13 protein-coding genes are annotated in these 14,639 nt (G+C 68.9%); 10 read left to right on the forward strand and 3 right to left on the reverse strand.

Translation table 11 applies throughout. From position 1 onward, the window contains the following. Positions 1-83 precede the first annotated feature (83 nt). Positions 84-1,949, forward strand: coding sequence for an alpha-amylase family protein (locus G3T37_RS13390; protein WP_163474384.1), 1,866 nt, complete (start codon positions 84-86; stop codon positions 1,947-1,949). A gap of 16 nt (positions 1,950-1,965) precedes the next feature. On the opposite strand, the gene G3T37_RS13395 is transcribed toward G3T37_RS13390, so the two are convergent. After that, positions 1,966-2,535 (reverse strand): peroxidase-related enzyme, encoded by a 570-nt coding sequence (locus G3T37_RS13395; RefSeq protein WP_163474385.1) that lies wholly within the window; start codon positions 2,533-2,535, stop codon positions 1,966-1,968. 111 nt (positions 2,536-2,646) lie between these two features. Between G3T37_RS13395 and G3T37_RS13400 the strand changes: the two genes are divergently transcribed. Together G3T37_RS13400 and G3T37_RS13405 are read left to right on the forward strand one after the other, a co-directional pair. Further along, positions 2,647-2,931 carry a hypothetical protein gene (locus G3T37_RS13400; protein WP_163474386.1) on the forward strand — a complete coding sequence of 95 codons (285 nt, stop codon included), beginning with the start codon at positions 2,647-2,649 and terminating at the stop codon, positions 2,929-2,931. A 122-nt stretch (positions 2,932-3,053) separates the two neighbouring features. After that, positions 3,054-3,761, forward strand: a complete 708-nt coding sequence (locus G3T37_RS13405) for an SDR family NAD(P)-dependent oxidoreductase (RefSeq protein ID WP_163474387.1) — start codon at positions 3,054-3,056, stop codon at positions 3,759-3,761. 96 nt (positions 3,762-3,857) lie between these two features. Here the strand turns inward: G3T37_RS13405 and G3T37_RS13410 are convergent, their stop codons facing one another. After that, positions 3,858-4,892: a ketopantoate reductase family protein gene (locus tag G3T37_RS13410; RefSeq protein WP_163474388.1), complete on the reverse strand. Its 1,035-nt coding sequence runs from the start codon at positions 4,890-4,892 to the stop codon at positions 3,858-3,860. A gap of 132 nt (positions 4,893-5,024) precedes the next feature. On the opposite strand from G3T37_RS13410, the gene G3T37_RS13415 reads away from it, so the two are divergent. From G3T37_RS13415 to G3T37_RS13445, 7 genes are all read left to right on the forward strand, one after another. Then, on the forward strand, positions 5,025-6,491 hold the full coding sequence (locus G3T37_RS13415; RefSeq protein ID WP_163474389.1) for an amidohydrolase family protein: 1,467 nt from the start codon (positions 5,025-5,027) through the stop codon (positions 6,489-6,491). Next, positions 6,488-6,820, forward strand: coding sequence for a Dabb family protein (locus G3T37_RS13420; protein ID WP_163474390.1), 333 nt, complete (start codon positions 6,488-6,490; stop codon positions 6,818-6,820). Before G3T37_RS13415 ends, G3T37_RS13420 begins: the two co-directional genes overlap by 4 nt. A 190-nt stretch (positions 6,821-7,010) precedes the next feature. Beyond that, on the forward strand, positions 7,011-8,381 hold the full coding sequence (locus G3T37_RS13425; RefSeq protein WP_163474391.1) for an amidohydrolase family protein: 1,371 nt from the start codon (positions 7,011-7,013) through the stop codon (positions 8,379-8,381). Continuing rightward, on the forward strand, positions 8,381-9,436 hold the full coding sequence (locus G3T37_RS13430) for an ABC transporter permease (protein WP_163474392.1): 1,056 nt from the start codon (positions 8,381-8,383) through the stop codon (positions 9,434-9,436). The genes G3T37_RS13425 and G3T37_RS13430 overlap by 1 nt, the downstream gene beginning before the upstream one ends. Continuing rightward, entirely contained in the window at positions 9,433-10,611 is a 1,179-nt protein-coding gene (locus G3T37_RS13435; RefSeq protein WP_163474393.1) for a substrate-binding domain-containing protein, read from the forward strand. Before G3T37_RS13430 ends, G3T37_RS13435 begins: the two co-directional genes overlap by 4 nt. Further along, on the forward strand, positions 10,611-13,196 hold the full coding sequence (locus tag G3T37_RS13440; protein ID WP_163474394.1) for an ATP-binding cassette domain-containing protein: 2,586 nt from the start codon (positions 10,611-10,613) through the stop codon (positions 13,194-13,196). The genes G3T37_RS13435 and G3T37_RS13440 overlap by 1 nt, the downstream gene beginning before the upstream one ends. A 49-nt stretch (positions 13,197-13,245) precedes the next feature. After that, a complete protein-coding gene (locus tag G3T37_RS13445) occupies positions 13,246-13,899 on the forward strand; it encodes a helix-turn-helix domain-containing protein (protein ID WP_163474395.1) in 654 nt (217 codons plus the stop codon). 69 nt (positions 13,900-13,968) lie between these two features. On the opposite strand, the gene G3T37_RS13450 is transcribed toward G3T37_RS13445, so the two are convergent. Next, positions 13,969-14,568: a helix-turn-helix domain-containing protein gene (locus tag G3T37_RS13450; protein ID WP_163474396.1), complete on the reverse strand. Its 600-nt coding sequence runs from the start codon at positions 14,566-14,568 to the stop codon at positions 13,969-13,971. Between the last annotated feature and the right edge of the window lie 71 nt (positions 14,569-14,639).

Consider the following 14,639-nt stretch of genomic DNA (forward strand, 5'->3'; position numbering starts at 1 on the left):
CGCGAAAGGAATGCAAGCGCTTACAGCGCTGGTGGTGCACAATGCATCCATAGACATTCGCGTATCGCAATGAGGAGATCCCGATGTCGCTCTCCGAGCACCTCCAGACCACCCGTCGACCCGCCACGAGCGACGCGGAGTGGGCCTCCTTCGTCGCGCGATTCGACGCCGAATTCCCGCGCCTCGAGCGGCTGTACCGCCGGCTCTACGGCGACAACCGCCGAGCGGATGCCCAGCTCGAGGCGCTCGTCACCGACGCCTCCACCTCCTGGCAGGAGCGCCCCGCCGAGCTGCGGGCCCTCGACGACTGGCGGGCGGCGAACCCGGACTGGTTCCAGTCGAACCAGATGCTGGGCGGGGTCTGCTACGTGGACCTGTACGCCGGCGATCTGAGCGGGCTGCGGGAGCGCATCCCGTATCTGAAAGAGCTGGGGCTGACCTACCTGCACCTCATGCCGCTCTTCCTCGCCCCCGAGGAGAACTCCGACGGGGGCTACGCGGTCTCGAGCTATCGCGACGTGAATCCGGCTCTCGGCACCATGGACGATCTGACCGCACTCGCGACCGAACTGCGCGCGAACGGCATCTCACTCGTCGTCGACTTCATCTTCAACCACACCTCCAACGAGCACGAGTGGGCGCGGAAGGCGCTCGCCCGCGACCCCGAGTTCGAGAACTTCTACTGGATCTTCCCCGACCGTGAGATGCCGGACGCCTACGAGCGCACGACGCGCGAGATCTTCCCCGACGATCACCCCGGGTCGTTCATCCCGCTGCCCGACGGCCGCTGGGTGTGGGCGACGTTCTACTCCTTCCAGTGGGACCTCAACTACCGCAACCCCGCCGTGTTCCGCGCGATGGCGGGCGAGATGCTGTTCCTCGCCAACCGCGGCGTCGACATTCTGCGCATGGACGCGGTCGCGTTCATCTGGAAGCAGCTCGGCACGACCTGCGAGAGTCTGCCCGAGGCGCACCTGCTGCTGCAGGCCTTCAACGCCGTCTGTCGCATCGCGGCGCCGTCGCTGCTGTTCAAGTCGGAGGCCATCGTGCATCCGGATGAGGTGGTGCGGTACATCAGCCCGGAGGAGTGCCAGCTCAGCTACAACCCGCTGCAGATGGCGCTCATCTGGAACAGCCTCGCGACCCGCGACGTGCGGCTGCTCTCGCAGGCGCTCGAGCGACGGCACCGCATCCCGACCGGCACCGCCTGGGTCAACTACGTGCGCAGCCACGACGACATCGGCTGGACCTTCGCCGACGAGGACGCCGCCGAGTTCGGCATCAACGGCTTCGACCATCGCCGCTTCCTCAACGCCTACTACGTGAACCGCTTCCCGGGCAGCTTCGCCCGAGGGGTGCCGTTCCAGGACAACCCGAAGACGGGGGACTGCCGCATCTCGGGCACGACGGCGTCGCTCGCGGGACTCGAAGCGGGGGATGCCGGAGCGGTCGGGCGCATCCTGCTGGCGCACTCGATCATCCTGTCGACCGGGGGAATCCCCCTGCTCTACCTGGGTGACGAGGTGGGGCAGCTCAACGACTACGGCTACCTCGACGTTCCCGCGCACCGCGACGACAGTCGCTGGGTGGGTCGGCCCGCCTACCCCGCCGAGCGCTATGCGAGCCGCCACGACCCCAGCACCGATGCGGGCCGGATCTTCGAGGGGCTCGAACACCTCATCCGGGTGCGATCGAGCACGCCCGAGTTCGCGGGCGGCGCGCTCATCGCCTGGCGCACCGGCAACCCGCGCGTGCTCGCCTACGAGCGCGGCAGGGGCGGCTCGCGCGTCGTAGCGTTCGTGAACGTCGGCGACGACCCGGAATTCGTGGCGGGCAAGGTGTTCTCCGCGCTCAGCGAGACGCCCACCGACCTGATCACGGGCGCCGCGGTGTACGTGCGGCAGGGCGTGCTGCTCGCCGCCCATCAGGTGATGTGGTTGCGGGGATGACCGGCCGAGCCACAGGTCACCCCATGCGCAGCAGCGCGTCGTGCAGCGCGGGGCTGAGTCCCGCGGGCTGATCGACGTCGACCGCGAGCGCCTGGATCGCACGACTGAAGTAGTTGCGAGCCGCCGCGGCGAGAGCGATGTCGACGATCTCGCGATCGCTGAAGCCGTGCTCGCGCAGCGCGAGGCTATCGGCTTCGGTCATCTCCGACGAGTCGCGGCTGACCCGCTCGGCGAAGTCCATCATGGCGACCTCGGCCGGGGTGAGGTCGGCGTCGTGATGGTCGAGGGCGATCCGTGTGAGCTGCTCCTCCTCGATGAGCGGGAGCGTGCGTGCGCCGTGGGCGAGTCGGCAGTGCTGCGACCGCGTTCCCCGCGCCGCGGCGAGCGTGACGAGCTCGTAGCGACGCTTGCCCATCGGCAGGGCGATCGCGCGAATCAGGCTCTCCCACGCCCGGTAGGCCTCCGGATTCATGGCCATCGCCCGGGTGTGACTCGGAACGTAGCCCGTCGCGCGGGTCTCCTCGGCGTAGATCTCGGCGACGACTCCCGTCGCCTCGTCCTCGGGGATGGTCTGGATGATGCTCATGATGGCGCTCCTCTCTAGTGAGGACTCAACCACTCCTGACGCCCGCGCGCGAGGGTGACTACCATGGCCACGAACTGAGCCGGCGAGAGTAGGGCCGCGGTGAGGAGTGAGGTGACGCGCGAACTGTTCGACGGAGGGCTGAGCCCGGTCATCCCGGCCGCGCCGAATGCCGCCTTCGAGTTGGCGGCCGGTGTGGCGCTGGTGGTCGTTGTGGTCGCGCTCACGCTCCTCGTCCGTGCTGCCATGCGGGGAATGCCCGCGCGCGAGGTGGTCGTCTGGATCGTGATCATCGTGCTGCTCCCGGCGTTGGGCGCCTGCGCGTTCCTCACCGCGAGCGTCATCAGGCATCGACGAGACCGCGGAGCGACCGCGGCACGGTCGGCGGCGCCCGCTTGACTTTCGTCGCGCCCGCCGCTTCACTTTAGTTTAGTGAGACTGAACATCGGCGTGCAGTGTGACACTCCTCTTCTCCCAGCCGGGAGCGGATGATCCCTCCGATGTCGTCGGAGAGGACACCCATGAGCCCGCGCACGATCGTCGTCGTCGGAGGAACGTCCGGTATCGGACTCGAGTTGGCCCGGGACATCGTCGCCCACGGCGACAGCGTCATCATCACCGGCCGTGACGCCGCGCGCACGGCGGAGATCGCCGCGTCGATCGGCGAGCGGGCGACCGGGGTCGCCCTCGATATCTCGGAACCCGCGGGCATCGCAGCGAGCCTCGCCGGAATCGGCCGCATCGACGGGCTCGTGCTCGCCGCCATCGAGCGCGACGCCAACACGATCCGCGACTACGACATCGACCGGGCGACCCGGCTGACCGTGCTCAAGCTCGTGGGGTACCCCGCGGTCGTGCACGCGCTGCTCGATCGCATGGAGAACTCCGCCGACACCGGCATCGTGCTGTTCGGGGGTCGCGCGAAAGACATGCCCTACCCGGGGTCGACCACGGTCTCCACCATCAATGGCGGTGTCGAGGGCCTCACGGTCACGCTCGCCCTCGAACTCGCCCCCATCCGCGTCAACGCGCTGCACCCCGGCATCATCGGCGACAGCCCGTTCTGGGCGGGCAAGCCGGCCGCCGTCCTCGACGGCTACCGCAGTCGCACCCCGTCCGGCGAGCTCGCCACGATGGCCGACATCGTCGATGCAACCCAGTTCCTGCTGCGCAACCGCGGGATCACGGGCACGAGCACCTACGTCGACCGGGGTTCCCGCCTGACCTGAGGTCGGCGGGACCGCGACGGCGCGTCGACCAGCGGGCTCCCGCCTGACCTGAGGTCGGCGGGGCTGCGCCGGGGGGCCGCCGGCGGGGCTCCCGCCTCAGCTGAGGCCGGCGAGCTCCCGCAGCAGCGCCAGATTCTCGGGCGCCGGCGCGAGCTCGCCGCGCTCGATGCGGTGCGCGACCTCCACGACTGCCTCGTTCACCGGGCTCGGCAACCCGAGCTGGTGACGGGTGTGCACGACATGCCCGTTGAGGTCATCCACCTCGCTGTGACGCGACTTGGTCCAGTCCTGCAGCACGGTCGTGGTGGTGTTCGGCAGAACGAATCCGCGATAGAGAGTGTCGAGCAGGGTGTCGACCACCGTGTCGACCTCCACGACGTCCTCCGGCTTCAACCCGAAGATGGGGAGCACCGGATGACCGAGCGCAACGGCCGCCCCCAGCGCCTCCTTGCCCGACGCCACCATGAGCTCGCGCATGCCGGGGAGTTCGAGGGCGTCCAGCATCGAGAGGCCAACGCTCGCCGTCGTCACCAGGGTGGTCGCGTTGCTCACGAGCTTCATCCACTTGGTCGCGATGATGTCGTCGACGATCTCGACGGTGCCGGAGTGCCGCAGCAGTTCGGCGACCTCCGTCTCGCGTCCGGAGGTGGCCCCGCATAGGGCGCCGAGGGCGAACCAGGAGCGGTCGGGCCCGGAGTGCCGCATCACGACGCCGGGCTCGTACATAGTGGAGGAGATCTCGATGACGCAGCCGAGGTTGCGCTCGCCGCCGACGACGTCGGCGATCGTGTTGGCGGTCATCCCGTTCTGCACGCCGACCATGACGCCGTCGGCGGCCAAGTAGGGCTCGATCAGGTGGGCGGCCCACTCGCTGTCGTAGGCCTTCATGAGCATGAGCACCACGTCGAAGGGCTGCTTCAGCGTCGCGACCTCGCACAGGTGCATGACCGACACCGGGACCTCGAGCGTTGAGTCCGGCATCTCGATGCGAACACCGTGCGCGCGCATCGCCTCGACGTGCGCGGGCCACTGCTCGATGAGGGTGACGTCCAGGCCGGCGACGGTCAGGTCGGCCCCGATCGACGCCCCGTTCGCGCCGGCGCCGAGGATCGCAATTCGTTGTCCGGACATTGATTTCACTCCCTTGTGTTAGCTGAGACTTTACTTGACGTTGTAAAGTGAGGGCAAACAAGTACTTGACGGATCGGTCGATGACCGCCGCTGATGTACAGCAGCAGTTAAGTTCTCAACGAGGAGGATGACGTGGCTACGGACGCGCCGAAGGCAGAACAGTTCACCGAAGGGCGCCCGGTCGTCTTTCGCAATGCGACGGTCATCACCGTCGACCGGGAGGGCGTCATCGAGGGCGGCGACGTGCTCGTGCAGAACGACACCATCGCGGCCATCGGGGTGGCGCTGGAGGTGCCCGAGGGCACTCTCGAGATCGACGCGAGTCGGGGCATCCTGATGCCCGGAATGATCGACACGCACCGCCACATGTGGCAGACCGCCCTGCGCGGCTACGGCGGGGACTGGGCCCTGAGCCAGTACTTCTCGTTCTACTACCTGCAGTACGGGCACGTGTTCCGCCCGGAAGACATCTACGCGGGCAACCTGCTCAGTGCGCTCGAATCCGTCGACACCGGGGTGACCACGACCCTCGACTGGTCGCACGCCCTGCGCACACCGGAGTACGGCGAGGCCGCGCTGCAGGCCTTCGACGAGATCCCCGGGAGATTCGTGCTCGGCTACGGCAACTACCTCGGAGCCCCGTGGGAGTGGGCCAACTCGCCCGAGTTCCGGGCCTTCGTCGACCGCAACTTCTCGGCCCCGAACGACATGCTCGGGCTCCAGATCGCGTTCGACGTCACCGGCGACCCGGCCTTCCCGGAGGCCGCCGCGTTCCAGGCGGCGAAGGACCTCGGCCTGCGCGTCACGACGCACGCGGGCGTGTGGGGGGCGACCACCGACACGGGCATCACGCAGATGTACGACGGGGGATTCATGACGCCCGAGATCTGCTACGTGCACGCCAGCACGCTCAACGAGCAGAGCTACCAGAAGATCGCCGCGACCGGCGGCACCGTCTCGGTGGCGACCGAGAGCGAGGACTCCGCGGGGCAGGGCTACCCGGCCACCTGGCTGCTGCGCAAGTACGGGATCGACTCCTCGCTCTCCATGGACACGAGCGTCTGGTGGAGCGCCGACTTCTTCTCCGCGATGCGGGCCACCCTCAACGCCGACCGGTCGCGTGAGCACCTCGAGGCGCACGCCCGCAACGAGACCGTCATCGCGAACCGGCTGCGCGCCGAGGACGTGGTCTGGCAGGCGACCATGGGCGGCGCCAAGTCGCTCGGCATGGAGGACACCCTGGGCTCGATCACGGTGGGCAAGAAGGCCGACCTCGTGCTGCTGAAGAACGACGAATCGCCGGCCATGACGCCGATCATCCAGCCCTATGCCCACGTGGTGTTCCAGGCGAACACCGCCGACGTGCACACCGTGATGGTGAACGGGCGCGTGGTGAAGTACGAGGGGGTGCGGATCGGCATGCCGCTCGCGCCGGTGCGCGACAAGGTGGCCGCCTCGGTCGAGTACGTGCGCAGCACCCTCGGCGAGGTGGAGTGGGAGCAGGGGATGCACCCCAAGCTCGACCCGCAGGAGCAGATCAAGAACCCCTACGGCTACACCGATTCCGGCGACGCCCACGTGACGGCGGAGACCGCATGATCGTCCATCTCGCCTCCTTCACCTGGACGCCCGAGGTGACCGCCGCCGATGTCGCGGGGCTCACGGAGTCGCTCACCGCGATGGCGGCGGCGGTGCCCGAGCTGCGCTACTACCAGTGCGGGGAGAACGTCCGGCTGCGGCCGGGCGGCGCCGATTACGGCGTTCTCGCGCTGGTCGACGACCAGGCGGGCCTCGACGCGTACCTCGACAGCGAGGCCCACAAGCAGGTCTATGCCGACTGGTTGTCGTGGATGATCGACACCCGCCACGCCGTGCAACTCGAGTCCGACGGCCTGTCGGTAGCCCGGAGCGAGCAGCCCGAGAACTGACCTTCCGCGCCCTGAGACGCATCGATCCGCGCGCGATCGATGCGCCTTTGGCGTGCTGATTTTTAGAAGTGAACGCTTGATAAGTGTCACTTGACAAGCGTTCTCTGACGCTTCTACCATCGCCACAACACGAAACGACGCAAGGGTGCGGTCGACGACCAGACGCCTTCGCACGAGTCAAAGAGGACCCATGAGCGAGCGAACTCTCATCCGCAACGCGACGATCATCACCGCGGCCACCGCCGGCGAGGTGCTCGTCGACACCGACATCCTGATCGAGAACGGCACGATCGCGGCGATCGGCCGAAACCTCGCCGTGAGCGACGCCGAGGTGCTCGACTTCAGCGGCCGGATCGTGCTGCCCGGCTTCATCGACACGCACCGCCACACCTGGCAGTCGGTCGTTCGCGACATCGCCTCCGACTGGTCGCTCACCGAGTACCTCGCCGGACTGCACACCGGGCTCTCGAAGTACTACCGCCCCGAAGACACCTACGCGGGCAACTACCTCGGCGCGCTCGAGGCGCTCGACTCGGGCATCACGACCCTCGTCGACTGGTCGCACAACCTGGCCACCCCCGAGCACGCCGACGCCGCCATCACCGCCCTGAAGGACACCGGGATGCGCGCCGTCTTCGCACACGGCGGCGGCAACAAGCAGTGGGGCGCCCCGCTTCCCTCGCCCAACAACCACCCCGAGGACGCCCGGCGCGTGCGGGAGCAGTACTTCTCCGACAACACGGGACTCGTCACGATGGCGATGGCGCTCCGCGGGCCCCAGTTCACCACCCCCGAGGTCAACCGCCACGACTTCGCCCTCGCCAACGACCTCGACCTGCGCATCACGGTGCACGTGGGCGACGGCTACTGGGGCAAGAGCGGCCCGATCCTCAAGCTGCGCGACGACGGCCTCCTCTCCGACCGCATCACCTACGTGCACTGCGACACCCTCTCGGATGAGGAGCTCGTGCTCATCGCCGAATCGGGCGGATCGGCATCCGTCGCCCCCGATGTCGAGATGCAGATGGGCCACGGCTTCCCCGCGACGGGGCGCCTGCTGGCGCACGGTATCCGCCCGACCTTCTCGATCGATGTGTGCAGCTCGAACGGCGGCGACATGTTCGGCACCATGCGCACCGCGATCGGCATGCAGCGGGCGCTCGACAATGCTCCCGCGGTCGAGAGCGGCGAGGTCATCGAGCGCATCGGGCTGAGCTGCGCGGAGGTCGTGCGCTTCGCCACGATCGACGGTGCGAACGCGGCCGGCCTCGGCGACTTCACCGGGTCGATCGAGGTGGGCAAGGCGGCCGACATCATTGCGCTGGATGACCGTTCCCTCGCCATCACCCCCATGAACAACCCCTTCGGCGCCGTCGTCTACGCCGCCCACCCGGGCCTGGTCCGCGACGTCTTCGTCGCGGGAAAGCGCGTGAAGGCCGACGGCCAGCTCGTCGGTGTCGACTACGACCACGTGAAGTCGCTCGCCATCGCGGCGCGCGACCACGTGATGAGCGAGATGCCGGGCGCCGTGCTCGGCGGCTCCTGGCACCCGGACCTCTGATGGCCACCGTCACGCCCAGCGGCACCCGCACCGAGCCGATCAACCGACGGGCGCTCGCGAGCGTCGTCCTCTCCTGGCCGGGCACGCGTGCCCTGATCGCGGTCGTCGTGCTCTTCGCGGTGAGCCCCCTGTTCTCGCTGGGCAGCGTGGGTCCGACCGCCATCGTGTCGATGCTGCCGTTCGCGGCGCTCATCGCGGTGGTGGCGATCGGGCAGACGCTGGTCATCCAGCAGGGCGGGCTCGACCTGTCGGTGGCGGGCGCCGTCACCCTCGGGGCCGTCTTCGCCGCCAAGCTGGGCTCCGACCCGAACATCGGTCCGGTGCCCGCGGTGCTCATCGCGATCCTCGTCACCTCGCTGTTCGGCATCATCAGCGGACTCGTCGTCGCACTGCTCGACCTGCCGCCGCTCGTGGTGACCATCGCGAGCAACGCGCTCATGATCGGCGTCGTGCAGGCGGTGTCCGGGGGCTTCAGCTCTCAGGCGCCCAGCCAGTTGACGACCTTCGCCCTCAGCCGCTGGATCGGCCTGCCGGTGCTCGCCTTCATCGCGCTCGCGGTGGTGCTCGTCTCGCAGTCGGTGCTCAAGCTCACCCGGCTGGGCCGGCGCTTCGAGCTCGTCGGCGAGAACCGCCGCGCCGCCGAGTACATCGGCGTCTCGCCGAAGGTGTACATCGTCTCGGCCTACTGGCTCTCGGCCCTGCTCGCCGCCGCCGCGGGCGTGCTGCTCGCCGGACTGCTGCGCATCCCGACCCTCACCGCGGGCGATGCCTACCTTCTTCCCTCCATTGCCGCCGTCGTTCTCGGCGGCACCGCGCTCACCGGCGGTCGAGGCAGCGTCGTGGGAACCGCGCTCGGCGCGCTGTTCCTCGCTCAACTCAGCCAGCTCGTGCAGACCTTCACCCAGTCCACGGCCGTGCAGAACATCGTCCAGGCGCTCATCATCGGCGTCGGGATCGTCGCCCAGCTTCAGCTGGGCGGTTCCACCGCGAGGCTCACCGGCCTCGTCACCAAGAGAAAACCCCACCCAAGCACCTCAAAGAGGAGTGTGAATTGAACCTCATCACCCAATCGCGTCGCGCACGCATGGCGGCCGGAGCCGCTGTCGTCGTCGTCGCGCTCGCCCTCGCCGGATGCTCGTCGACCAATGCGACGACCTCCGGCAGCAAGACCGACACCCTGAAAGCGGACATCGCCGCGGGCTCGGTCGGAACCGTCGACCAGTTCACGTCGATCGACGCGGTCTGCGGCACCAAGCCGGTGACGGTCGCGGTCGTCGACGGTTACGGAACGAACTCGTGGTCGAAGACGGTCAAGGCCGAGATCGACTCCGAGGCGGCCAAGTGCCCGGCGATCAAGAGCGTCTCCTACACCGCAGGGCGCGGTGACCTCGCGGCCACCAACTCGGCGATCACCGGGGCCGCGGCGAAGGGAACGAACATCCTGCTGGTCATCCCGGATGCGGGACCCGGTCAGGCCCAGCTCGCCGCCGTGCGCAAGGCGACCAAGGCGGGAACCATCGTGGTGCCGTTCGCCTCCGACCCGACCGGCAAGGCCGGCACCGACTACCTCGACTACACCGACCAGGTCGCGCAGTTCAGCGGATCCGCGTGGGCGCAGTGGGTCGTCGACAACCTCGGCAGCAAGGGCGGCACGGTCGTGTTCCTCGGCGGGCCCGCCGGTGCGGCGGTCTCCACCCAGGAGTTCGTGGGCGTGAAGGCCGTGCTCGACAAGAACCCGCAGGTCAAGCTGCTCACCCCCGAGCCGGTCACCACCAACTGGGACCCGGCGCAGGCGCAGCAGGCCATGGCCGGTCTGCTCAGCCAGTACCCGAAGATCGACGCGGTCATCGCCGACTACGGCGCCTCGGCGAGCGGAGCGATCCGCGCCTACCAGGCCGCCGGCGTCTCGGTACCGCTGCTCACCTCGACCGACGACAACTCGCTCAGCTGCGGCTTCACCGCCCTCAAGGCGAAGAACCCGAGCTACCAGCTGGCCACGGTCTCGTCGCGCACCTGGATCGGTCGCGTCGCGCTGCGCAAGGCGCTCGCCGCCTTCTACGGCAAGAGCGACACCGAGCCGTCGATGTACAACCTGCACCTGTTCGAGGACTCCACCGGCAAGACCGCGGGCGCCATCAGCCCGAGCAAGGCCTGCCTGCCGGCCGCCCCGACGGATGCATCGCCGTCATCGCTGCTCACCACCGCCGAGTTCACGAAGATCTTCGGCTGATGACAGAACCGACCAGCTCGACCCCCGGCTTGGTGCTCACCGAGATCACCAAGACCTACCCGGGCGTCCGTGCGCTCGACGGCGTGAGTGTCACAGTGGAGCGCGGGAAGGTACACGCGATCCTCGGTGAGAACGGCGCGGGAAAGTCGACGCTGGTCGGCATCGCCGCGGGGTCGGTCGTTCCGGATTCCGGTTCGATCGGCCTCGCCGGCGAGGAGGTCGCGCGCATCCAGCCTCGGGATGCCCGCGAGAAGGGTCTGGCGATCGTCTACCAGATCCCGGCCCTCGCCCCGTCGCTCACGGTGGTCGACTCCGTCCTCCTCCTGTTGCCGGAGTCACGCAGACCGCAGCGCCGTGCAGCGGCGGGGTGGCTCGCCGCCCACTTCGAGAGCCTCGGGCTCGCCATCGATCCCGGTGCCCTCGTCGGCTCGCTCTCGCTCCGCGAGGCGCACCTCATCGAGATCGCCGCCGCCCTCGCCTCGGAGCCCTCCGTTCTCGTCCTCGACGAGCCGACGGAGGCGCTGGGAGGGGATGAGACGCGCTGGCTCTTCGCCCGCATCGATGAGCTGCTCGCCCGGGGCGCCGCCGTCGTCTACATCACGCACCGCATCCCGGAGGTCGTCGAGATCGCCACCGACCTCACCGTCCTGCGGGACGGCCGGGTGGTCGGTCGGGGCCGCGTCGCCGACTTCAGCGAGGAGCAGATCGTTGAGCTCATCGTCGGTCGATCCCTCGAGACGACCTTCCCCGACAAGGCGGCCGTCACTGCCGCCGACGCCGTGAGCGCGACCCCCGCGTTCTCGGTCGTCGACGCGTCGAGCAAGGGCTTCTCGGGCGTCTCGCTCGACGTCGCCGCCGGCACCATCGTCGGACTCGCCGGGGTCGAGGGCAACGGTCAGCGCGAGCTGCTGCGCGCCCTCTCCGGCAAGGGCCCGATGGTCGGCACCATCGAGGTGAACGGGCGCCGGCTCGCGCACCGCACGGCGAAAGCCGGCTCGCAGCTGGGCATCGCCTATCTGCCCGGCGACCGTATCGGCGAGGCCATGTTCGGCAAGATGTCGGTGCGCGAGAACGTCGTCGCACCCTCCATCGACCTCGCCATGCCGAGCGGCTTCCTCGACCGTGCCCGCGAGTACCGACTCACGCGGGAGGGCATCGCGGGGCTCGCCCTCAAGTCGCCCACGCTCGAGACCCCGGTCACCTCCCTCTCGGGCGGCAGTCAGCAGAAGGTGCTCCTCGCCCGCTCGCGACTCGGCGACCCGAAGGTGCTGCTGGTCGAGGACCCGACGCAGGGCGTGGATGCCGGCGCCCGCGTCGAGATCTACGCGTTCCTGCGACGACTCGCCGAGTCGGGCGTCGCGATCGTCGTGCTCTCGACCGACGCCGTCGAGCTCGAGGGCCTGTGCGACGAGGTCCTGGTCTTCTCGCGGGGACGGGTCATGGCCCGCCTCCGCGGCGACGAGGTCACCGAGCGCGCCATCACCGGCGCCGCCGTGCTCTCGCATCACGAGCAGGAGTCCGCGGCGCCAACCATCAGCGCCGTTCCGGCCACGACCCGGCGTCGCTGGTGGCGCGGCGAAGGGCAAGCGGGCATCCTCGCCGCGCTCGTGATCGCGCTCGCCGCGGTCACCACGATCGTGTCGCCGGCCTTCCTCAATCCGCTCAATGTGAGTCAGGCGCTCGCCGCGGCCGCGACCCTCGTCATCGTGGGCGTCGCCCAGCTGCTCGTGGTCATGACGGGCGGTATCGACCTCAGCGTCGGATCGGTGGTCGCCCTCTCCGGAGTCATCGTCTCATTCTTCGCCGACGGCGACATGGCCGCCTTCGTCGTGGGCGTCGTGCTCTCGATCGTGGCCGGGCTGCTGGTCGGGGTCGTCAACGGTCTGCTCGTCACGCGGCTGAACATCCCACCCGTCATCGCGACTCTCGTGACCTCGATCGCGATCGTCGGCGTCGCCCAGGTGCTCCGCCCGCAGCCGAGCACCACGGCGACGGACTCGATCATGACCGCGATCGGCACGACCGTCGGGGGAGTGCCGCTCATTCTGGTCGTCGCGCTCGCGATCGCCGTGGTCGCCTGGCTCGTGATCGCCCGAACGCGGCTCGGCCGAGGCCTCCGCGCCGCCGGCTCCGACCCGGTGAAGGCGAACCGGATGGGTGTCAACGTGCGGGCGATGCGCATGTTCGCGACCGTGACCGCGGGCGGTCTCTCCGCCGTGGCCGGCTTCGCGCTCTACACGACGACGGGCATCGGCGACGCGAACACGGGACAGACGCTCACCCTCACCTCGGTGACCGCCATCGTCATCGCGGGGGCGAGCATTTTCGGCGGCTCCGGTTCGGCGATCGCGGTCGCGGTGGCCGGGCTCCTGCTCGAGACGATCACGAGCGCGCTCACCTTCCTGTCGCTCAGTCTCAGCTGGCAGTACTGGGTGCAGGGCGCCTTCGTGCTCGTGGCGGCGGTCATCCCGCTCGTGGCACGCCGGATGCGCCTGAGGGCCATCGCGCTCCGGGCGGCAACGGCGGCACCGGGCTCCGACACCCCGGCTGGTCCACGTACGCGGCACGCGAGGTCCAGCGCGTGAGGATCAGTAGTCTTAGTGACAATCGCCCGGTCCGATCGGGGCGACTCCGATGATCGAGTACGGCGGTATCTTGATGGACAACCTGGGTTCGCGGTTGAAGGAGCTGAGGCTGAAGTCGGGGCTCACGCTGCGCGCGCTGGCGCGCAGCGCCGACGTGTCGCCCTCCTTCGTCTCGCAGATCGAGAACGGCAAGTCGCAGCCGTCGGTGGCGACGCTCTACACCTTCTCCCGCCTGCTCGGCGTGACCGTGGACGAGCTGTTCGTCGAGAACGAGCCGCCCGCGACACCCCTCGTCGAGGGCTGGGGGCCGGACGGCGACAAGAATCCCACCAACGCCTGGCATCCCTCCGAGTACTCGAACCGTGTCTCCGTCGTGCACCCGTCGCACCGCTCGCACCTCGACATGGCCGAGGGCGTGGTGTGGGAGCGGCTCGCAGCGACCCCGGAACAGGGCGTGACGTTCATGAAGATCGTCTACGCACCGGGGGCGACGTCGACCGCCGGCGGTGACCTCGTGAGCCACGACGGCTACGAGTACGGCTACGTGCTCGAAGGCACGCTCGAGGTGACGGTCGGCGGGGAGGTCTTCACGCTCAACAGCGGCGAGTCGCTCGGCTTCGACTCGACCATCCCGCACGTCTTGCGCAACGTGGGCGAGGGCCGGTTCCAGGGCCTCTGGTTCGTGCACAGCCGCAGGCACTGACCACCAGGGCGGCAGTCGCGGCACCAACAGGCACCGCCGGTCGCGCAGCGGTCGTCCGGGGCGACCCGCTCAGGAGAGGTGGAACCGCCCGGTCGACAGCCACAGGCCCTGCGCGTTCTCTGATGAGCGGTTGATGTACCGGTGCGGCCGGAGGGAGTCGAAGGTGAGGGAGTCGCCGGCGGTCACCTCGAACTCCTCGTCGTCCAGTTGCACGGTCAGCACCCCGGAGATGAGGAACGCGCTCTCGACGCCCTCGTGGCGGGTGAGCGTACCGTCGACGGAACTGTCGCCGCCCGGTTCGTAGGTCACGAGCACGGCCTCGACCGCGCCGTCGTTCTCGGAGGAGACGAGTTCCCAGCGCACCCCGTTCGCGATCTGCAGCACCGGATGGGTGTCCGCCTTGCGCAGCGCCGGCGAGGGCGCGGTTCCGTCCGGCGTGGAGGGCGCCGGAGCGACCTCCTCGGGCGAGATGCCGATGAGCCAGTCGAGTGAGATGCCGAGGCGGTTGACGAGCGCGTACAGCGTGTTGACCGAGGGCTGGGTGCGGCCGGTCTCGATCTGTGAGATGAGCGCGCCCGAGACGCCGATGTCGGCGGCGAGCGCGCGCACGGTCAGGCCCGCCTCACGGCGTGCGGCCAGCAGGCGCGGGCCGATCTCCACATCGATCATCGAATCTCCTCGATCGTCATGATAAGCGGTACTGAACGTTTCTCTTCCGCTTTTCGATCGCCGTTGTGTAA

The organism is Galbitalea soli (assembly GCF_010686725.1).
Classification (GTDB): Bacteria; Actinomycetota; Actinomycetes; order Actinomycetales; family Microbacteriaceae; genus Galbitalea; species Galbitalea soli.